Origin of the sequence: Dietzia timorensis (assembly GCF_001659785.1) — a bacterium.
GTDB lineage: Bacteria > Actinomycetota > Actinomycetes > Mycobacteriales > Mycobacteriaceae > Dietzia > Dietzia timorensis.
The window spans coordinates 2,220,250-2,240,228 of sequence record NZ_CP015961.1; the positions used below are offsets into that span (position 1 = coordinate 2,220,250).

Annotated in this window: 16 protein-coding genes and 1 pseudogene; 9 read left to right on the forward strand and 8 right to left on the reverse strand. The window is 65.8% G+C overall.

What is annotated here, in order from left to right; genetic code table 11:
- Positions 1-27: 27 nt before the first annotated feature.
- The 3 genes from dapC to BJL86_RS10185 form a co-directional block, all read right to left on the reverse strand.
- The gene (gene dapC, locus BJL86_RS10175; RefSeq protein WP_067478125.1) at positions 28-1,152 is read right to left on the reverse strand and encodes a succinyldiaminopimelate transaminase; all 1,125 of its coding nucleotides are present in this window, start codon (positions 1,150-1,152) and stop codon (positions 28-30) included.
- Between the two features lie 8 nt (positions 1,153-1,160).
- The gene (fdxA, locus tag BJL86_RS10180; RefSeq protein ID WP_067478128.1) at positions 1,161-1,481 is read right to left on the reverse strand and encodes a ferredoxin; all 321 of its coding nucleotides are present in this window, start codon (positions 1,479-1,481) and stop codon (positions 1,161-1,163) included.
- Between the two features lie 238 nt (positions 1,482-1,719).
- Positions 1,720-4,374, reverse strand: a complete 2,655-nt coding sequence (locus BJL86_RS10185; protein WP_075844951.1) for a bifunctional FO biosynthesis protein CofGH — start codon at positions 4,372-4,374, stop codon at positions 1,720-1,722.
- Positions 4,375-4,416: 42 nt separating this feature from the next.
- Between BJL86_RS10185 and BJL86_RS16780 the strand changes: the two genes are divergently transcribed.
- Complete coding sequence (locus BJL86_RS16780; RefSeq protein ID WP_082908721.1) at positions 4,417-5,184, forward strand: PH domain-containing protein; 768 nt, start codon at positions 4,417-4,419, stop codon at positions 5,182-5,184.
- Positions 5,181-6,818: a PH domain-containing protein gene (locus BJL86_RS10195; protein WP_067478062.1), complete on the forward strand. Its 1,638-nt coding sequence runs from the start codon at positions 5,181-5,183 to the stop codon at positions 6,816-6,818. The genes BJL86_RS16780 and BJL86_RS10195 overlap by 4 nt, the downstream gene beginning before the upstream one ends.
- Here BJL86_RS10195 and BJL86_RS10200 read toward each other — a convergent pair.
- Genes BJL86_RS10200 through typA form a run of 4 tightly spaced genes read right to left on the reverse strand, consistent with a single transcriptional unit; the run spans position 6,793 to position 12,266 of the window.
- Positions 6,793-7,275: a hypothetical protein gene (locus BJL86_RS10200; RefSeq protein ID WP_082908720.1), complete on the reverse strand. Its 483-nt coding sequence runs from the start codon at positions 7,273-7,275 to the stop codon at positions 6,793-6,795. The two genes, BJL86_RS10195 and BJL86_RS10200, sit on opposite strands and share 26 nt — an antisense overlap.
- Complete coding sequence (mshB, locus tag BJL86_RS10205) at positions 7,268-8,338, reverse strand: N-acetyl-1-D-myo-inositol-2-amino-2-deoxy-alpha-D-glucopyranoside deacetylase (protein ID WP_067478057.1); 1,071 nt, start codon at positions 8,336-8,338, stop codon at positions 7,268-7,270. The genes BJL86_RS10200 and mshB overlap by 8 nt, the downstream gene beginning before the upstream one ends.
- Positions 8,335-10,326 carry an ABC transporter substrate-binding protein gene (locus BJL86_RS10210; protein WP_156515454.1) on the reverse strand — a complete coding sequence of 664 codons (1,992 nt, stop codon included), beginning with the start codon at positions 10,324-10,326 and terminating at the stop codon, positions 8,335-8,337. The genes mshB and BJL86_RS10210 overlap by 4 nt, the downstream gene beginning before the upstream one ends.
- A 17-nt stretch (positions 10,327-10,343) precedes the next feature.
- Positions 10,344-12,266, reverse strand: a complete 1,923-nt coding sequence (gene typA / locus BJL86_RS10215; protein ID WP_067478050.1) for a translational GTPase TypA — start codon at positions 12,264-12,266, stop codon at positions 10,344-10,346.
- A 425-nt stretch (positions 12,267-12,691) separates the two neighbouring features.
- Here typA and BJL86_RS10220 point away from each other — a divergent pair, with 425 nt between their 5' ends.
- On the forward strand, positions 12,692-13,378 hold the full coding sequence (locus BJL86_RS10220) for an Rv1157c family protein (RefSeq protein ID WP_067478048.1): 687 nt from the start codon (positions 12,692-12,694) through the stop codon (positions 13,376-13,378).
- A 114-nt stretch (positions 13,379-13,492) separates the two neighbouring features.
- Here the strand turns inward: BJL86_RS10220 and BJL86_RS10225 are convergent, their stop codons facing one another.
- Positions 13,493-14,482 (reverse strand): LLM class F420-dependent oxidoreductase, encoded by a 990-nt coding sequence (locus BJL86_RS10225; RefSeq protein ID WP_067478064.1) that lies wholly within the window; start codon positions 14,480-14,482, stop codon positions 13,493-13,495.
- Between the two features lie 82 nt (positions 14,483-14,564).
- Between BJL86_RS10225 and BJL86_RS10230 the strand changes: the two genes are divergently transcribed.
- The 6 genes and pseudogenes from BJL86_RS10230 (at position 14,565) to BJL86_RS10250 (ending at position 19,975) form a co-directional block, all read left to right on the forward strand.
- A complete protein-coding gene (locus tag BJL86_RS10230) occupies positions 14,565-15,221 on the forward strand; it encodes a GntR family transcriptional regulator (protein WP_067478029.1) in 657 nt (218 codons plus the stop codon).
- Positions 15,221-16,513 carry an MFS transporter gene (locus BJL86_RS10235; protein WP_067478027.1) on the forward strand — a complete coding sequence of 431 codons (1,293 nt, stop codon included), beginning with the start codon at positions 15,221-15,223 and terminating at the stop codon, positions 16,511-16,513. Before BJL86_RS10230 ends, BJL86_RS10235 begins: the two co-directional genes overlap by 1 nt.
- 319 nt (positions 16,514-16,832) lie before the next feature.
- Positions 16,833-17,414, forward strand: coding sequence for an LGFP repeat-containing protein (locus tag BJL86_RS10240; protein WP_067478023.1), 582 nt, complete (start codon positions 16,833-16,835; stop codon positions 17,412-17,414).
- A 276-nt stretch (positions 17,415-17,690) separates the two neighbouring features.
- Positions 17,691-18,155: pseudogene (locus tag BJL86_RS17605) on the forward strand (MFS transporter); the annotation flags it as partial.
- A gap of 55 nt (positions 18,156-18,210) precedes the next feature.
- Positions 18,211-18,825: an MFS transporter gene (locus tag BJL86_RS17610; RefSeq protein ID WP_067474608.1), complete on the forward strand. Its 615-nt coding sequence runs from the start codon at positions 18,211-18,213 to the stop codon at positions 18,823-18,825.
- Between the two features lie 88 nt (positions 18,826-18,913).
- Entirely contained in the window at positions 18,914-19,975 is a 1,062-nt protein-coding gene (locus BJL86_RS10250; protein ID WP_067474610.1) for an LLM class flavin-dependent oxidoreductase, read from the forward strand.
- Positions 19,976-19,979 lie beyond the last annotated feature (4 nt).

Sequence of the window (19,979 nt, forward strand, 5' to 3'; positions counted from 1 at the left end):
GTCCGCACGCGGTGCGCCGGTAGACGTTCAGCTGCGAAGTCGCTTCGCCGCTTCCGTGACGGCCTCGTCCGTCGCAGTGAGGGCGATTCGCACGTGAGTGGCGCCCCGCGGCCCGTAGAACTCACCGGGAGCGACGAGGATTCCCTTGCCCGCGAGCCAGTCCACGGTGTTCCGGCACGGTTCATCTCGGGTGGCCCAGAGATAGAGACCGGCCTCGGAGTCGTCTACTCGCAGACCCGCGGCCTCGACAGCAGGAAGAAGCTCCGCGCGGCGCCGGCGGTAGCGTTCCCGCTGCGTCTCGACGTGCGCGTCGTCTTGAAGCGCGAAAGTGGTGGCGGCCTGCACGGGCATGGGCATGATGTAGCCGGCGTGCTTGCGCAGGGTGAGAAGCTCGTCGACGAGCACGGGGTCGCCGGCGATGAAACCCGAGCGATAGCCGGCCAGGGAGGACGACTTCGACAGCGAATGCAGAGCGAGCAGCCCGGTGAAATCTCCGTCGCACACCTCCGGGTCGAGGATAGACGGCGCACTGCCCTCCCACACGAGACCCAGGTAGCACTCGTCCGCCGCCACGATTACGCCGCGCGAACGCGCCCATTCGACGACCTTGCGTAGGTGATCGATACCGAGCACCTTGCCCGTCGGGTTCGACGGGGAGTTGATGAACAACAGGTCGGGCCGCTCCGGGCCGAGCTGCGTCAGCGAGTCCGCGCGCACCACCTGGGCGCCGGCGATAAGCGCGCCGACCTCGTAGGTGGGGTAAGCGATTTCCGGGATGACGACGGTCGACCCGGCGCCGAGTCCAAGCTGCGACGGCAGGCCCGCAACGACTTCCTTGGTACCGATGACGGGGAGCACCGACTGCGGATCGATCCCCGGCACGCCGAAACGGCGCTGCATCGCGGCAGCAGCGGCCTCGCGGAGCGCGGACGTCCCATGAGTTGTGGGGTACCCGGGAAACGCCGCGCCGTCCCCCAAAGCCCGCCGGATGCCTTCGTCGACGTCATCGACCGGCGCACCCACGGTGAGGTCGACCAGACCGCCCGGGTGAGCCGACGCACGCGAACGCGCGTCGGACAGTGTGTCCCAGGGGAATACGGGGAGCCGGCTCGAGACCGGCGTACGCCCGTTATTGTTCGTCGCGGCCGACAACGTAGGACCTAGTCCTCGCCCATGGGAGGGAGCTTCTTGACGAAGTCGGTGTCCTCACCCGGATCGGTCTTCGCAGCGCCACCCGGGGAGCCGAGCTCTTCGAAGAAGTCCGCGTTGGTAGCCGTGTACTCCTCCCACTCGTCCGGAACGTCGTCTTCGTAGAAGATCGCTTCCACGGGACATACGGGTTCGCAGGCGCCACAGTCGACACACTCGTCGGGGTGGATGTACAGCATGCGTCCACCCTCGTAAATACAGTCCACGGGGCATTCTTCGACGCACGCCTTGTCCAAGACGTCGACGCAAGGCTCCGCAATCACGTATGTCATGTCGCCGTGATTTCCTTTCCTCGAAGATCACTGACTCGCGAGATGCCGATCCGCCGGGCAGAGCGAACCGACCGCAGTGATGTGGCGCGAATTTCGCGTGCACCGACTTCCGATGCACCGCACTCATTCCATGTTAAGACACCGGGTGCAACGACCCCAATGCGAGTCACCCACGAACACGGCCCCTAAGCTTAGGCTTAGCTGGGAAAAGTGGGCTCGCCCGGTTCCCGGACAGGTGTTACTCGACCATGAGAGAGACCCGCGGCACTGACCGGACGCGCCCGTAGAAGGTGTCCCGCTGGACAACTGGGCGGTCGATGCCGGCGCCGATCTCGCGAAGCTCGTCCGGCGTCTTCTCCGAACCGTTCTCTGCGCCCGCCATCCGGGAGATCGTCTCCTCCATCAGCGTTCCGCCCAGGTCATTCGCGCCTGCCTGCAACATTCGCTGCGTACCGGTGATCCCCAGCTTCACCCACGAGGTCTGAACGTTATCGATCTCGCCATGCAGCATCAGCCGGGCCAGCGCGTGCACAACGAGGTTTTCCTGACGCGTGGGGCCCGGGCGTGCGGCGCCGGCGAGATACAGCGGGGCGCTGTGGTGAACGAACGGCAGGGGCACGAATTCGGTGAACCCACCGGTGCGTTCCTGGATCCCTCGCAGCGTGCGCAGATGTGCCACCCAGTGGGACGGCGCATCGACGTGGCCGTACATCATCGTGGAGCTCGAGCGAATTCCCACAGAGTGCGCGGTCTCGATGATGTCGATCCACTCGGCGGCGGGAAGCTTCCCCTTGGTGAGTACCCAGCGCACGTCGTCATCCAAAATCTCGGCTGCGGTGCCCGGGATCGAGTCCAGTCCGGCTTCCTTGAGACCGGTGAGCCATTCGCGCACGGACAGACCGGAGCGGGACGCGCCATTGGAGATCTCCATGGGGCTGAACGCATGGACGTGCATCCCAGGGACTCGGTCCTTGACCGCGCGAACGAGATCCGCGTAGCCGGTGACCGGCAGGTCCGGGTCGATACCGCCCTGCATGCACACCTCGGTCGCGCCCGTCGTGTGGGCCTCGAAGGCGCGGTCGGCGACCTCCCCCGGCGACAACGAGAACGCGTCCGCATCCCCCTTGCGCTGGGCGAATGCGCAGAATCGGCAGCCGGTGTAGCAGATGTTGGAGAAGTTGATGTTTCGGTTGACGACGTAGGTGACATCGTCGCCGACCACGTCCGCGCGGATCGAATCCGCCAAGGCCGCGAGCGCGGCGAGACCGTCGCCGTCGGCACCGGCGAGCGCGAGGTATTGGGCGTCGCTGAGCCCGGCGGGGTCGGACTCGGCAGCACGCAGCGCGGCGAGCACCTCCGAGTCAGCGCGCCCGGGAGCCGAGGCCCCGGCGGCCTCCGCGGCGCCGATGCGAGCGGCGGCCTCCCTGATCGCGTCCCAGTTGCCGAATGCCTGGTCGATGTCGGAACGCGTCTCGGTGCGGCGGCCCTCAGTGTCGATGGATTCACCGAGATCGATGCGCCCGAAGGATTCGAAAGACTCGTCCGGCTCCTGCCACGGCAGGGGCGCGGGCGAACGCGAGCCGCCGTCCTCCGCCCGCGCGGCGAGACCGCGGGAATCGGCAAGCGCGGCGACGTGTCCGGACACCCGCGGGTCGATCCACGCGGCCCCCGCGGCGATATAACGAGGATGCACGGTGAGCCGCTCGCGCAGGTCGAATCCGAGTTCGACGCAGATCCTGGACAAGTCGTCGAGATGCGGCCAGGGACGCTCGGGGTTGACGTGGTCCGCCGTCAGAGGCGAGATGCCGCCGAAGTCGTCGATCCCGGCGTCCACGAGAAGGGCGATCTCCTCGTCGTCGACGAGGTTCGGCGGTGCCTGCACGGTGACCCGCGGGTCGAGTACGAGGCGTGCGCAGGCCACTGCGGCGAGGTAGCCGTCGAGGTCGGCGTCGGGCGTCGCGGCCATCGCGGTCTTCGGCTTGGCGCGGAAGTTTTGGACGATGACTTCTTGGATATGTCCGAATTCGCGGGACAGGCGTGCGAGGTCGGCCAGCGATTCGGCGCGCTCGTCGAGCGTCTCGCCGATCCCGACGAGGATCCCGGTCGTGAACGGGATCGCAAGACGCCCCGCGTCGGTGAGCGTGCGCAGGCGTACCTCGGGGTCCTTGTCCGGCGAACCGTAGTGAGCCTGGCCTGGTTCGGTGAACAGGCGGCGCGAGGAGGTCTCGAGCATCATGCCCATCGACGGCGCGACGGGCTTGAGGCGCGAGAGCTCCGCCCAGCTCATCACTCCAGGGTTGAGGTGCGGCAGCAGCCCCGTCTCCTCGAGCACGCGGATCGCCATCGCACGCACGTAGTCCAGTGTCGAATCGTATCCACGCGCATCGAGCCATTCGCGCGCCTCGGGCCAGCGGTCCTCGGGGCGGTCGCCGAGTGTGAACAGCGCCTCCTTACACCCGAGTTCCGCGCCCCGTCGCGCGAGGTCGACAACCTCGTCGGGCTCCATGTACAGCGGCGTCCCCTCTCGGCGCAGCACCCCGGGGCTCTTGACGAAGGTGCAGTAGTGGCACCTATCGCGGCACAGGTGCGTGAGGGGAATGAAGACTTTCCGGGAATAGGTGAGCACCGCGGCATCGTCGGAACCGCTCGCACCATCGTTCAACTTCGCGTCTCGCTTGCGCGCGGCCGCGGCGGTGAGGCGGTCCAGGTGGTTCCCGCTCGCGTGCAGCAGTATCGCGATTTCTTCGGTCGACAACGCGAGCCCGTTCTCGGCTCGTTTGAGACAGCGGCGCATCGCGGAATCGCTGACCCCTTCTGTGACCTTCGCCGTACTCGCCGGCGAAGCGGCTGGTTCGCGTCGTGCGTCGTGCGATCCGTTATTCATATGCGCCATGGTGCCCCAACTTACCGTCGCGGTGTCGTTAGGCTGGTGGCTATGCCTGCTCATTATCGGGATTCGTCCACCCCCGAGCCGCCGTTCGGCTTCGCACATGCCAGCGGCGACGCCCCGTCGCGCCCCCGGCACGCCGCCCCGGATCCGGACGACGAATTCGCCCGGCCCGAGTCGCAGGAATCACCCACTTATGACGGCGGAGTTCCCACTGCCCCGGACGTCACTCACGGCGAGTATCCGGGCCCCAGCGAGGTTCCCGACGGCGAGGTCTCCCCCGCCGCCGCTCCCGGATTCGATCTCGAGGACTACCTCGAACACACCGAGGTCTCGATCCTCGAACCGCGCTATCGGGTGAGCCCCAAGGCGCCCATCGCGTGGACGTTGGAATCGATGTGGTCGATCATCATCCTCGTCGCGCTGCAGGTCGGCTGGTATTTCTGGGGCGATAACGTGATGGCGTTCTGGAATTGGGTCGCCGCCGCGGCCACCGCATGGATAGGTTTCTTCTCTCTCGTCGTGGCGCCGACGTGGCGCTACATGGTTGCGCGTTGGGATTTCTCGGAGACGGCCGTATTCGCCAAGTCCGGATGGTGGACGCACCAGTACCGCATCGCCCCGCTCGGCCGTTTGCAGACGGTGTACACCAAGCGCTCGATGTTCGAGCGGATGCTCGGCCTGGCCTCCGTGGTCGCATCGACCGCGTCCGCGCACGGCTCGGTCGAGATCAAAGGCCTCCCGTTGGCCGATGCGGAGACCCTCGCGGATCACCTGCTCAAGATCGCCGAACTCGACGAGGGCGATGCGACGTGAGCGCCCCACAGCAGTCGCAACAAGAACCGCAAGCGCGGCGGAACCCAGCGGCGTCTACTTCGGCCCGCGGCACGCTCGATCTCTCGGACGCCACGTGGCATCGCCTGTCCTGGCGCATGCTGCTCGTCGACCCTTTGGGCATGATCACCAGGCTTTCGCCGATTTTCGTGATCTCACTTTGGCTCGGAACCAATCGCGACAATTATTGGTTCGAGTTCGGACTGCTCGGACTCATCATGTTCATCGCCCTGACGCGATGGATTTCGACCTCGTACTACATCGGCGACTCGCACATCGTCTTGCGCAAGGGCATCTTCACCCGCAACCAGGTGACGATCGCACGGGAACGCATTCGTTCGGTCGACACCGAATCCGACCTGTTCCACCGGCTGTTGCGAGTCTCCATCGTCGAGGTCGGCACAGGGCAGCAGGACTCCTCCAAGGACGCCGCCGGCAGGTTCCGTCTCGACGCCATCGCCTCTTCCGCCGTCATGCCTTTGCGGGAGGAACTACTCAGGCACATGCGCGCCGCCGGGATAGACCCGGACCACCCGGATTTGCAGGCCGGACACGCCGGTGAGGATATCGCGCGCTGGAAGCTCAGCTGGTCGCGGTTCGCGCCGTTTTCGCCGATCGGATTCGGTGTCCTGTTCTCGTTGTGGCTGATCACGCTGCAGATGGGCGATATGCAGCAGCGGTTGCTCGAGCTGGGACCTGTGGTGTCGCTGCGCGCGGAATTCACCGAGCTCGGCCAGCCGCGCACGCTTATCGCCGAGGCGCTGTGCCTGTGGCTGGTGGCCGGGCTCTTCGGCATGGTCGCGTACGCGATTCGCTACGGCAAGTACGCGCTCATCGACCAGGGCCGGGTGCTCTATGTGCAGAACGGCATCCTGCGGCGGAAACACATCGCGCTCGACAAGCAGCGACTGCGCGGCGTCGAGATGCGCCTTCCTGTGTTCATCAGACTTATCGGTGGTGGGCGGCTCGAGCCGATCATGACCGGCACCAAGCGCGGCGGAAATGCCTCGACTTTGCTCCCGCTCGCTCCCCGCAGGGACGTGCGCCGCGTCGCCGAGTACGTGCTCGACGACGAGGCGCCAGTACGCGCCCCGCTTCGCAAACATTCGGCCGCTGCCATGCGCCGTCGCATCACCCGCGGGCTCATACCGTTCTGGTTCCTGCTCGGGCTGGCGATCCTGTTCCGCCTCGAACGTGGCGAGAGCGTCGACAAGTGGATCGCCTGGTTCATCGTGCCCGCGCTCGTATTTTTCCTGTTGCTGTCGTGGGATCGCATTCGCAATATGGGCCACAACATCGTCGGCGGGCGGCTCGTCACGTCCTCGGGTTCGCTGCAGGCGAAGCGCTCGGTGCTCGATGCGGACGGCATCATCGGCTGGCAGGTGTCCCAGAATCCGCTCCAGCGGTGGGCGAAGGTCGCGAACGTGCGGGCCGCCACTCCGGCCGGGCAGGGCGTGTACGGGATCATCGATATGCAGGCCGACGAGGCGTGGGCACTGGCGGAGGCGATCACGCCCGGCATCACCGCAGAGTGGGGCACGATCGCCCGTTATCCGCGCGGCGGCGGGGCGCCGATCATTTCGGCCCCGGCTACGTCGCCGCAGCCAGGCGCCTGAACGAGCGGATCTGCCCCCAGAACACGGGCACGGCGAGTCCGCCAATGAGCAGCAACAACCCGCGCCCGCTCGGCGGGACTGGCATGTTGCCGCCCGGGCCGAGGTGAAGACAGATCAGCGTGAGCACCCACACGATAAGAGGGAACGCCTGGACGACGAGCTTCGGCGACCATTTGCGCGCCTCGGCGACCATCCAGGTGTTGAGCACTGCGGCCACCAGCGCCGCGATCGGCACCGGCAGCGTCATCCCCGAACCGAATTCTGGCGTGCGCAGAAACAGGTACGCCACCTCGATCACGCACGACACCGACGCCGCAATCGCCAGACACACGAGCGCGTAGGACAGACCCGCCACGGAGGGAGGCGTGGGATCGCCGACGTCGCCGCCGCGCGGCAGACCGTCCTTCCCCTCGGTTTCATTCTTTTCGCCCATGACGGCGGACGTGCCCTCACTCATGTGGTTGCCCTCCTCGCGCGCCTTCGAGATCCTCGACAAGTCCGTCCCATACCGGCGGCGTCGCACCCTCGCCGTCTGCGGACATGCAAGCTCCCCGTACCGGCCTGGTCGACTCCGGATCGAGGACGAGCGGATCCCTGCGCCAGGTGCGCCCGGCGCCTCCGACGTCATGGACGGTGTTCGTTGCACCCGCCAGGTCGAAGGACACGTAGTGTTCGCGAACCGGCAGCTGCTGGCAGATGTTGTTGGTGAGCGCCAGGTGGGTCGGCGCAGCGTCACCGGTGGGATCGGGGTGAAGCTGCAGCTGCGTGGCATGGGCGGCGAGCGCGGCGTCGCGGCGAGCGCGAATGTGGGCCGGCAGTTCGACCACGTGGGTCACTTCCTCGTCGGGCCAGCCGGGAAGGTCCCCCAGCGCGGCGGGACGAAGCGGCGGCTCGGGAAGTAGCCGGCCGGAAGCCGCGGGGTCCTCCCATGCGCGCACGTCGTCTTCGAGGACGCTGAGCGGAACGACGATCCACGCGATGCGCGGCACCGCCCACCGGGCGCGTTCGGCGGCGGCGTAGGTCAGAGTGTGCGCCCTGATGTGGTCGGGGTGGCCATACCAGCCGACCGGGTCGTAGGTGATCACGAGCTGCGGACGGTGGGCGTCGATGAGCGCCGCGAGCTGCTCGGATTTGGCCTCGTCGTTGCGCGGATCTGGGCGAGAGAAGGCACGGGGATGGGAGAACGACTCCGAGCCCTCCATCCCCGAATCGCGCCACGCGCCGACCCCGCCGAGGAACACAGGCCCCGCGGCCACGCCAAGGGCGCCCAGCGCGTTGCTCAGCTCTGCGGCTCGGTAACCGCCAAGCTGATCGGCCTGGGCAGCCGCGAGCCCCTGCCACAGGTCGCCGATGATCTCGCCCTCTTCGCCGAGCGTGCACGTGACGTTGATGACGTTCGCTCCCGCGGCTGCTAGCAGCGCCAGGGTGCCGCCGGTGAGGATCGTTTCGTCATCTGGGTGCGCGTGAACGGCCATGACCCGCAGGCCGCATAGGTCGGGGATGTCGCCTTCGCCGGTCATCTCGTCCTCCAGGAATCTGCGGTGGAATACAGCTCGCGCCCGAGTGGGTGGGTGGAGGTTTCGCCGCCGGGAAACGCGAATCCGTCAAAAGTCGGCGAGGTGCCGATGAGCCGCTCTCCGAGGAACAGCGGAACCTCGATCGACGCCTGCGTGACGAGCTCGCCTACTTCCTCCGGGTAGTTCGCCGCGACGGGCATACCGTTCGGGCGCGGCGCGGTATCGGCGGCTCCGAGCGCCCCGAGCCCGCTGGCTTTGGCGCCGCGCTGCGCGGTATCGAGCGCGGAATCGATCCTGTCGTCGCAAATTCCGGAGAGGTTCGAGGACCGAGCCGAACGGAGCACGGGCTCACCCGACTGCGCGGTCGGCAGCGGTACGGAGATCACCGGTTCGTCGCTGCCTTCGGCCTTCGCCTCGTCCTCTTCCTTCGCTTCCGCCGCGGCCTCGGGATCGGCCGGAGTGGTACTCGCCTCGCCGACCTCCTCGGAGGCGCTATCGCTCGGCGGCTGCAACTCCGTCACCGTCGCGGGGGCGAGTTGAGGTGAGGCGTTTTCGTCGTCGTCGCCGTTGACGAGATCTTCGATCTCCTCGCGTGCCTGCGAAGGCGTGCGTTCGGCGGTTTCCGGGACGCAGCGGTATCGCCCGTCGGCGGCGGTAAGCGGATTCCCGGTCACCGGGGACCACGTCACAACCCCACTGACCAGTCCGTACGGTAGTGCCCCGGAGTACAGGTTCTCGTCGGAGAGCTCCCACACCCTCGCATCGACTCCCTCTGCGCGGAAGCTGTCCACGACGGTCGAGGCGGCAACGAGCGTCGCCTCGTCACCCGCCACAACTCCCAGAGTGACGTCGAGCGGGCGACCATCTTTCTGCCATGTACCACCGCGCCGGGCGTATCCCAGCTCCTCGAGCTGGGTCTCGGCCTCCGCGATCTCCGGAGCCTGTGGGGCGCGGACGTCCCCGGATAAGGGAAAATCGGCGACTTTGGTGTCTGCGGTGCCGCTGACGATCTGACCGACGGCGGCGGCATCGACCATATTCGAAAGCGCGGAGCGCAGGCGCGCGTCCTCGAGCCCTTCGGCGCTGGTGTTCCAGGACAGCGTGAGCTGATCGCCGCCGAGCGCCCGCGCAGTCTCGAATCCACCGACGGTGTCGAGTACGAGTCTGTTGGTCTCGGAATCGGTGACCGAAACGAGCTTCGCCGAGTTCGCCCGAGCCGCCTGCCCGAGGGTTCCCTGATCGCGAGCGAGCCGGATGACGATTTGCTCCGCCTCCGGGGCCTCGGCCCAATAACGGTCATTGCGTGCGAGCACCATCTGCCCGATTCCCATGTCCGCGCTCTCGACGGTGAAAGGTCCCCCGCTCGCGGGCGCGCCCTGTGCGAGTACGTTCGCGAAGGACTGGGCGTCGTCGCCCATGAGGTGAGCGGGAAGCAGGTTCGCGAAGAGCTCGCGCCACTGCGGGTATTCGCCGTCGAAGGTGACGTCGATGCTTTTCCCGCCGGCCCCGGCGGTGATGTTGGTGATGTGCCTATACCCGGTGACCCCGACCGTGCCCGGGAAGGTCGACACGTTCCGCCACATATAGCGGAAGTCCTCGACACCGATGGGGACGCCATCGGACCACTGCGCGGAGGTGTTGATGTCGTACCTAAGCGTGAACGGCTGCTCCGAGACCTGGGTGACGGCTGTGATTAGGTCACTGTTGCGCTGCATGTGGCCGTCGGCGGTGCGTTCGTAGGCGCTGGGAAGAGTCAGTGCCGCGAGGAGCTCGGTGTCGGCGCCGAGGTCGGAGCGCAAGTGAGGATTGAATCCCTGGTCGAGGCTATCGACGACAACCGAGAGCGCATCCGCAGACAGTGGTACGCTCGCCGGCCCCTGGGCTCCGACGACTCGCGGGGGCGGAGGATCCGCGACGCAGGCGGCCAGCAGGACCGGGAGGATGGCCACTGCGCCCACGCGCAGCGGCCATCTCGACCGATTCCTCGCCACGTTCGATCCTTGCTCGCCTAGTTACCCGCCTGCTGCTCCCGCGACTTCGCGCGGGAACGGTCACGCGCGCGCTCGGAGGAGTTGAGCAGAACCTTGCGGACGCGAACCACGTCCGGGGCTACCTCGACGCACTCGTCGCCGGCGCAGAATTCCATCGCCTCCTCGAGGGACAGCGTCTTCGCCTTCGCGAGGGTCTCGGTGGCATCCGAGGTCGCCGAGCGCATGTTGGTGAGCTTCTTTTCCTTGGTGATGTTCACGTCGAGGTCCTCGGCGCGCGGGTTCTCCCCCACGACGACGCCCTCGTAAACCTCTGCACCGGGCTGGATGAAGAAGTCGCCTCGGTCGCCGAGGTTGAGCAGCGCGAATCCGGTCGCCTTGCCCGCACGGTCGGCGACCAGCGAACCGGTGTGGCGGGCGCGGATCTCACCCGCCCACGGCTCGAAGCCGTGCGATACGGAGTTCGCGATGCCGGCACCGCGGGTTTCGGTCATAAACGCAGTCCGGAATCCGATGAGTCCGCGGGCGGGAACGATGAATTCCATGCGCACCCAGCCGGAGCCGTGGTTGCTCATCTGCTCCATCCGCCCCTTTCGGGCGGCCATGAGCTGGGTGACCGCGCCCAAATGCTCTTCGGGGGTGTCGATGGTCATGTGCTCCATCGGCTCGTGCACCTTGCCATCGATCTGGCGGGTGACCACCTGGGGCTTGCCGACGGTGAGCTCGAAACCTTCGCGGCGCATCGTCTCGACGAGGACCGACAGCGCCATCTCGCCGCGGCCCTGCACCTCCCAGTCATCGGGGCGGTCGGTGTCGAGAACCTTCAGCGACACATTGCCCACGAGTTCCTGGTCCAGGCGGGCCTTGACCATTCGCGCCGTGAGCTTGGTGCCGCCGTTTCGGCCGGCCAGCGGCGAGGTGTTCACACCGATCGTCATCGAGATCGCCGGCTCGTCCACGGTGATCGCCGGAAGCGCAACCGGGTTCTCCGGGTCGGCGAGCGTGTCACCGATCATGATCTCGGGGATACCTGCCACGGCGACGATATCGCCGGCCACGGCCTCCTCTGCGGGCACTCGCTCCACGCCCTTGGTCTTGAGCAGCTCGGAGATTCGCACCGACGAGGTCGACTGCTCACCATCCGGCGTGTGATGGATCCATGTCACGGTCTGCCCCTTGCGCAGGGTGCCGTTGTGCATACGAACGAGGCCGATTCGTCCGAGGAAGTTCGAGGCGTCGAGGTTGGTCACATGGGCCTGCAGCGGAGCGCTGGCATCCCCCCGCGGGGCGGGGATGACGTCGTACAACAGTTTGAAGAAGTCGTCGAGGTTCTCCGCGTTCGGCTCGGCGCCGTCTGCCGGCTGCTCGATGGAGGCCTTGCCCGCACGGCCGGAGGCGAACACGACAGGAAGCTCGAGGGCCTTCTCGGCGGCGGCCTGTGCGTCGGGGTCCTCGAGGTCGGCCGCGAGGTCCAAGAGAAGGTCCTGCGCCTCGTCGACGACCTCGCCAATCCGCGCGTCCGGGCGGTCGGTCTTGTTCACCACGATGATCACGGGAAGCGAAGCGGCCAGGGCCTTGCGCAGGACGAATCGCGTCTGCGGAAGCGGCCCCTCGGAGGAGTCGATGAGCAGCACGACGCCGTCGACCATGGAAAGGCCACGCTCGACCTCGCCGCCGAAGTCGGCGTGCCCGGGGGTGTCGATGATATTGAGAACGAGATCGCCCCCGTCTGCACCCCCTCCCTTACGGAGCACCGCGGTGTTCTTCGCGAGAATGGTGATGCCCTTCTCACGCTCGAGATCTCCTGAGTCCATGACTCGGTCGACAAGCTCGGAATGTTCGGCGAAAGCGCCCGACTGCCGGAGCATGGCGTCGACCAACGTTGTCTTGCCATGGTCGACGTGGGCGACGATGGCGACGTTACGGAACTCGGTACTGGTCACGAAAGTGTTCTCCTATAAGGCGCAGCACAAAAATGCCCACACCCGGTGTTGTCGTATTGAGCGAATACATGCTCACGCATGCCACCAAGGAAGCTCGCAGCCTCTAGGGCGAACCCACATCGGGAGGGGCGACACGCTCTCGCGTCGCCTGAAACGACTCTCTCGGCCTTACGAGATTACCGCACTACCCACCCGGGGCCATTAGTCACGAGCCGCTGAAACGATATGATCTGCCGAGAGATAGAACACGTAGGGCCTCGACCCTGCGGAGGGAATTCGATCAAATTCGCTACTCGAATTCACTACAACCACAGAATGCAACACTCTTCACTTCGGTAAGATTTACATCACACATAACATTTGACACAATCGTCACAGTTGTTTGTGTTCCGAGCTGCGGCGTCCGCCGCAGATGATTCAAAAGGATGGACACCGTGAACCGACGCCCATTGTCTGGCCTCGCCCGTCGCTCCGTGGTCGCGCTCGGGGGCCTTGCCCTCGTCGCCACGCTGACGCCGGCCACCGCCGGCGCCCAGGTCCTCGACGAGCTCGGCCGCCCGAACGAACAGATCCTCGGCTCGGTCGAAGGCTCCATCGAGAATCCGGCGGTTCCGGAGAACATCCGCTCGTCCGCAGAGCGTCTCATCGCCTTCTTCCGCGGCGAGGGCGAGCCGGGTGTCGGAATTCCGGAGAACGGGCCGGCGATCGCCCAGTTCCTCTACCCAACCGTCATGGAGAATTGCATCGACGGCAACTCCTCTGCGGTCGGCACGATCACGGCCGTCCCGGGACCGGCAGACCTGCCGCTCCCGGGCGTCCCCGAGCACCAGACGGCCTTCGTGTTCACCGCGCTCGGTACCGGCCCGGTCGCCGAGAACCAGGTCGAGCCACTCGTTGTCGATTGGTTCAACCCGGCCAACGGTCGTCGAGGCTCCACGGAGCTGGGCTTCAATGGCATGAACCCCGAAGGCCCGGCGACCGTGAGCGGTGTTGCGGACACCGGCGGCGGACAGGTGCTCGCCGTTCTGCGCGGAGGCCTCACCACCGCCTTCGACGGTGGCGAAGCGAACTGCCGCGTGGCTCCGACCGTCGGAATCATCCCGGTCACCTAGGCCTCTCGCGGCCGCTGCCCGGATGGGGAGACGATCCGCGCGCACAATAGAACAAGAAAAGGGTCGTTGCGGGAACCAAAGTTCTCGTAGCGACCCTTTTCCTTTGCCTATCGGCTACGACAGCGCGGGGATAACCTTTTTCTCGAATAGGTCGAAGCTGTCCCTGCTTTCCCCGAGGTCCGGGAAGTAGCACACGGCGTAGTCCATGCCCAACACCTTCATCGCGTCGAGCTTTTCTGCGACCTGCTCTGGCGTGCCATGCCCCGGCATCCCCCGGAATGACCGCAACTGCTGTTCCGCAGATTCCTCGCCGACTAGCCGCACCATTCGGTCTCGCAGCCAGGCTTCCCGTTCGGCGACGTCCGCCTCGGTCTCTCCGATGAGAATGTTGTAGTTGGCGCTACGGGTAATCTGCGAGAAATCGCGGCCGATGTTGTCGCAGTGCGCAGCGAGAACCTCCGACTTGTGCTTGAACCCCTCCGGCGTGCCGTCGAAATTGGTGTAGTCCGCGTACTGTGCCGCAATGCGGAGCGTCTTCTTCTCGCCGCCACCTGCGATCCACAGCGGAATCCCTCCATCTTGCGGCGGTAACGGAAAGCACTTGGCGTCGTCCACCGTGTAATGGGATCCGGAGAGGTTCACCGAGCCGGTGGTCCATGCCTGCCGAAGGATGTCGACCCCCTCGGCGAGCATCCCCAGTCGCTCGCCGGCAGGCGGGAAACCGTATCCATAAGCGCTCCACTCGTGTTCGTACCAGCCTGCTCCGATACCCATCTCGACACGGCCGCCGGAGATCACATCCGCCGTCGCGGCGAGCTTCGCCAGGTACATCGGATTCCGGTAACCCATACACGTACACATCTGCCCGAGCCGCACGCGCGACGTACTCGCGGCGAGCGCCGAAATCAGAGACCATGCCTCGTGCACAGCGGCGTCCTCGACAAATGGCGAGGAGTGGAAATGGTCGTAGACCCACGCTGAATCCCACACTCCGCCGTCATCGATTGAGGTGACAAGGTCCCGCATTCGCGGCCAGTGCTCGACGGGGTCGATGCCATCGAGATCGAGTCGCCAGCCCTGCGGGATAAATGTTCCGAAACGCATGCGCCCGAGAATACAGGTGTCCCCCATCACACGAGGCGACGTCAGCTTGAATCCACACTTACGCACATGCTTGTATACAAGCATGTCTGCAACCCAACCCGCAGCGATCCTCGCCTACGAGGCGGTGAAGAAACTGATTCTCGACGGCACGATCGTCGGCGGTGACCTCATCAGCGAGAACGCCCTCGCCGGAGAGCTCGGAATGAGCCGCACACCGATGCGTTCGGCCTTCCAACGTCTCGAGTCCGAGGGCTGGCTCACGCTGTATCCGAAGCGCGGCGCGGTCGTCACGCCAGTGACCGCCACCGAGAAGAGAGAGGTCCTCGAAGCCCGCGTCGCGATCGAGGCCCACGCCGTCGCTTCGATGCCCGGCGCCGAGAGAAAGACGCTGCACGCCGAGCTCATAGCAATCGCAGAATCCCAGTCCGAAGCCGTCGCCGCGCGCAGTCTCACCGACTTCTCCGAACTCGATGTGCGCTTTCACCGCGCGATTGTCGCGGCGGCAGGCAACTCGGTGATCCTCGGTTTCTACGATTCGCTGCGCGAGCGCCAGCGACGCATGGTCGAGAGCTCCGTCCACGCCTCCGCACACTCGACCGAGGCGATCGGCCATGAGCACCTCGAGCTCGCGGAGGCCGTGGCGCGCGGCGAAGCCGACCGGTTCACCACCATGTTGCGTTCGCACCTCGAGCGCGTCCACGAAATCCGCCTCTCCAACGACGATGAAGGAGTGAGTTGATGACCACGACGATGGCTCCCGCCACGAAGCGCCGCGAGTCCCCGCGACTGCTGGACAAGGCCCCGCCGTGGGCTCTCCTCGCCGCGACGATGTTCCTCATCGCGTGGGGCGGCAACCAGTTCACCCCGTTGCTGGTGTTCTACTCGGGCGAAGGAATCGACCAAGTCGTGGTCAACAGCCTCCTTTTCGCCTATGTCGTCGGCATCGTCCCTGGCCTCGCGATCTCGGCTCCGCTGTCCGACAGGTTCGGCCGGCGCCCCGTCGCCCTTCCTGCACCCTGGATCGGCATCGCGGGCTCGGTATTCCTCGCCATCGGCGGTGACGCCCCACTCATGCTCGGCATCGGCCGCGTGCTCTGCGGCCTCGCACTCGGCATCGCCATGGCTGTGGGCGGCAGCTGGCTCAAGGAGGTCTCCTCGCCGCCTTACGATCTCGCCGCCGACGGGCTCGCCGGCGCGCGGCGCCAGGGTCTCTCGCTCACAGCGGGTTTCGCGGTCGGCGCCGCCATCGCAGGCGTTCTCGCGCAGTGGGCTCCCGCGCCGCACGTTCTCCCCTACCTCGTGCACATTGTGTTGTCCGTCCCGTTCGCGCTCGCCCTAAGCGTCGTGCCCGAAACGCTCGATCGCCGCCCGGCGTCAACCCGCGAAGATGACGGCGGGACTCCGGCAGCCCGCCGGGCCGACACGCCCCCGCCGATCGCGACCCATTTCGCCGCTCCGCGTTTCCTGCTCGTGGTCGCACTCACCGCCCCGTGGGTATTCGGCGCAGCCGGGGTCGCATACGCGATCATTCCCGGGCAACTAGCGGAAAACGTCCAGAGCGCGCCGGTCGCGTTCTCGGCGCTGCTGTGCGTCCTCACCCTCGGTTCGGGCTTCGTCGTCCAGCAGCTCGCACGCCGGATCTACGTGCCCGGTTCGATCATTCTCGCGAAGCTCACCTACTCGCTGATCCTCGCCGGAATGCTCCTGGCCGTAGTAACCATGCTCCTGCTCGAATCGACGCCGTGGTCGGTGGCCGTCGGAATCCTCGCGGCGATCACCCTGGGCTGCGCGTACGGCATGGCACTTCAGTGCGGGCTATTGGAGGTTCAGCGGTACGCGCACAATTCCAATCTCGCCGCATTTACCGCAGTGTTCTATACGCTCGCCTACCTCGGCTTCGGCTTCCCAATGGTCCTTTCCGCTCTTTCGGGCGTTGCGTCGTACCCGGTCATGCTCGGCGCCGGCGCGGTCATTGCCGCCGCTTCGGGGATATTGATGTTCGTTGCGGCAAAGGTCCACAACCGGCGCTGAATTGGAGCGCACGTTAAGCGGCTTAACATGCAAAGATAAGCAACACCTCTGCCCAGATAAGCGCAGATTAGCCGACCCAAAACTGAGTAGCGCATTGGAATCGATTGTATTTCGCCTTGGTAAACATATGGGTGAAAGGTGGCAAATGCTCATGAGCGCCGGTAGAGACTATACGAGAGGTACTTGAGCGGACGCGGACGTACTCGATTCACGAGACCGTCGATCTGCATCGCGAACACGTTGTCCAATTACTTAGCGAATCAATGCGTGTTCGCGAGCGAAAGTTTCTCAAAGCTAAACAGCAGAGAGGATTACAGATATGAACGTGAAGAAGACACTCGCGTACCCCGCCATCGTCGGCATGCTCGCACTTTCCGTCGCCGCCTGCAGCGACGACAACGACGTCGCAAGCAAGGCAGGCGACGCTGCGAACCAGGCGACCTCCGCCGCGGGCGAGGCCGGCGCCAGCGCCACCGAGGCAGCCGGCGATGCCGCGGCTTCCGCCACCGGGTCGGACTCCGAGGGTGCCGAGGGCGAAGGCGCCGACGGCGAGATGAAGGAAATCGAAGGCCCGAACGGCCCCGTAGAGGTTCCGGCGTCGGTCGCCGACAAGTACGAGGAGCTCGGCGGCGAGTCCGGCTACCTCGGGGCGCCGACCGGCGAGACGCAGACCGTCGGAGAGGGCCAGCGCCAGGACTTCGATGGCGGCACGATCTTCGTCGATCCGGAAGGCAACGCCTACGTGGTTCAGGGCAAGATCCTCGAGCGCTACGAGGAGCAGGGCGGCCCCGAGTCCGAGCTCGGCTGGCCGACCGAGGACGAGAAGCCGCAGGAGGGTGGCTGGATCTCCACCTTCCAGAACGGCAACATCACCTTCGTCAACGGCGAGTACGGCGAGTAAGTTCTTCGCCCGACAAGTCGGACGGCGTGCGGCCCGTCGCATCCTCAGCGGATGCGACGGGCCGCTCTCATTTTTCGGCACGCACTCTAGAGTAGGGTGGCGTACCTGGGACGATCTTCGGAACGAAAGGCGGAAGAGGTGAGGGGCTCTACTTCTGCAGATTCCTCCTCACCCTCGCCCGATGCCTCAAGAGCTCCGATCGCCACCCACATCATCTTCGTTCTGGCCATGCTCGGCGGCTTCGGACCATTCGCGATCGACACCTACCTGCCGGGCATGCCGGGAATCGCGGACGAGTTCGGCGCCTCGGCCACTCTCACCCAGTTCACCCTCACCGGATTCATGCTCGCGCTCGGGCTGTGCCAACTCGTGATCGGCCCGCAGTCCGATCAGCTCGGCAGGCGCCGCCTGCTCCTCATAGGAGTCGGCGGTTCGGCGCTCGCCTCGGTTCTTTGCGCTCTCGCGCCGAGTATCTGGATCCTCGTCCTCGGCCGCGTCCTCCAAGGTGCGCTCGGGGCGGCGGGCGTGGTCCTGTCACGGGCGATCATCGTCGACCTCGGCAAAGGTGTGGGTGTCGCAAAGGCATTCGCCACGCTGATGGCCGTGCAGACGTTGGCGCCGGTCCTCGCGCCCATCGCCGGCGGTCTCATCGTTCCCACATTCGGCTGGCGGGCATCGTTCTGGTTTCTCGCCGCCTTGTCTTCGGTCTTGTTCGTCGCGACGGTCCTTCTGATCAAGGAATCGCTGCCGCCTGCCGAACGCACGACGGGCGGTGTGCCCCCATGCAATGCGGTCAATGGCGGGACTCCTACGCTCTCCCGTTTACGTGGCCACGCTCGCGGGGTTCGTGAGCACGTTCGGGGTGCTCTTCGCCTATATCTCCGCGAGCCCCTTTGTACTTCAACGCATCGGCGGGCTCAGCGAGGGCCAGTATTCCATCGTTTTCACGGTCAATTCCCTGGCTCTTCTCGCCGGCTCGGTGGCCAGCGGCAGAATCGTGGGCCGCTTCGGCCCACTACGTATCGCTCTCGTAGCCGCGATCCCGTTCACCGGCGCTGTCCTCTTCACGTCGTTGGCAGTGTTTGCGTGGGGCGCTCCCGCATGGGCGATGATCGCCGGGTTTTTCGTCATCGCCGGCGCCAACGGCATGCTCATGCCGAACCTCGCTTCGATAGTCATGACGTCGGCGGGCACATCCTCCGGCGCCGGCTCGGCACTGATGGGAGCAGCGCAGTTCTCCCTAGCCGCGGCCATCGCCCCGCTCACGGGCCTGGCCGGCGAATCGTCCGCGGTACCGATGGCGATGCTCATGCTCCTGATGCTCGCAATCCAACTCGGATGCCTGTTCGTTGTTCGGCGCGTACATGTGGACGAGAAGAAGGCGCCGTCCGCCGTCATAGGTGATGATTGACGTCGGCCGGCAGCCCCGTATTTAGTTGATCTGTCCCCAATGTATGGTTGTGGGGAATCCCGCAGGTAAGCGAGGAGTTGGAACAGACATGAAATCATTCGGATTCTTGAGTTTCGGCCACTACGGCCCGCAGATGGGACGGCCCGGGTTCGACGGTGGGGTGTCGCTTCGCGAGGCCGTCGAGATCGGCGTCGGCGCCGACGAGATCGGGGTGAACGGCGCCTTTTTCCGCGTCCACCACTTCGCCAAACAGGCCGCATCCCCGATGCCGCTTCTCGCCGCCATCGCGGCGCGGACCTCACACATCGAGGTCGGGACCGGGGTGATCGACATGCGATACGAGAATCCCCTCTACCTTGCGGAGGAGGCCGCGGCGCTGGACCTGCTCTCTTCCGGGCGCGTGGCGCTCGGGGTGAGCCGGGGGTCGCCAGAGCCCGCGCTGCGCGGCTGGGAGGCGTTCGGCTACACCGGATCCGAGGATCCGCGCGGCGCCGATATCGCCCGCGACAAGTTCGACCTGTTCATGAAGGCGATCCGCGGCGAGAAGGTCGCAGACGCCGATCCCGCGCAGTTCGGCGCGGGCGCTCGGTTGGCCATCGAGCCGCAATCGCCGGGCCTCGATAGCCGGATCTGGTGGGGTGCGGGTTCGCGGGACACCGCGGAATGGGCTGCAGAGCAGGGTGTGAACCTCATGAGTTCGACGCTGGTCACCGAGGCGACGGGGCAACCGTTGGCGGAACTTCAGAGCGAGCAGATGGACCTGTACCGCAAGCGCTGGGTCGAGAAGTGGGGCACGTCCGGGCGCGCGCCACGGGTCTCCGTATCCCGTTCGATTTTTCCGATCGTGACGGCGCAGGACGCGCAGATCTTCGGCCGGCAGGGCGAGAGCTCGGACGGAATCGGACAGATCGACGGTTTCACCTCGACCTTCGGCAAAACATACGCGGCCGAGCCGGACGTTCTCATCGAACAGCTCAAAGCCGACTCCGCCGTGCAGGATGCGGATAACGTGCTACTCACGATCCCTTCGCAGGCGGGAGTCGACCTCAATCTGCACATTCTGCGGTCCTTCGCCGAGCATGTCGCCCCGGCACTGGGATGGCAGCCGAACACTGCGGGGATCCAACACGGCTACCCGCTTACTCGGTAGCGCG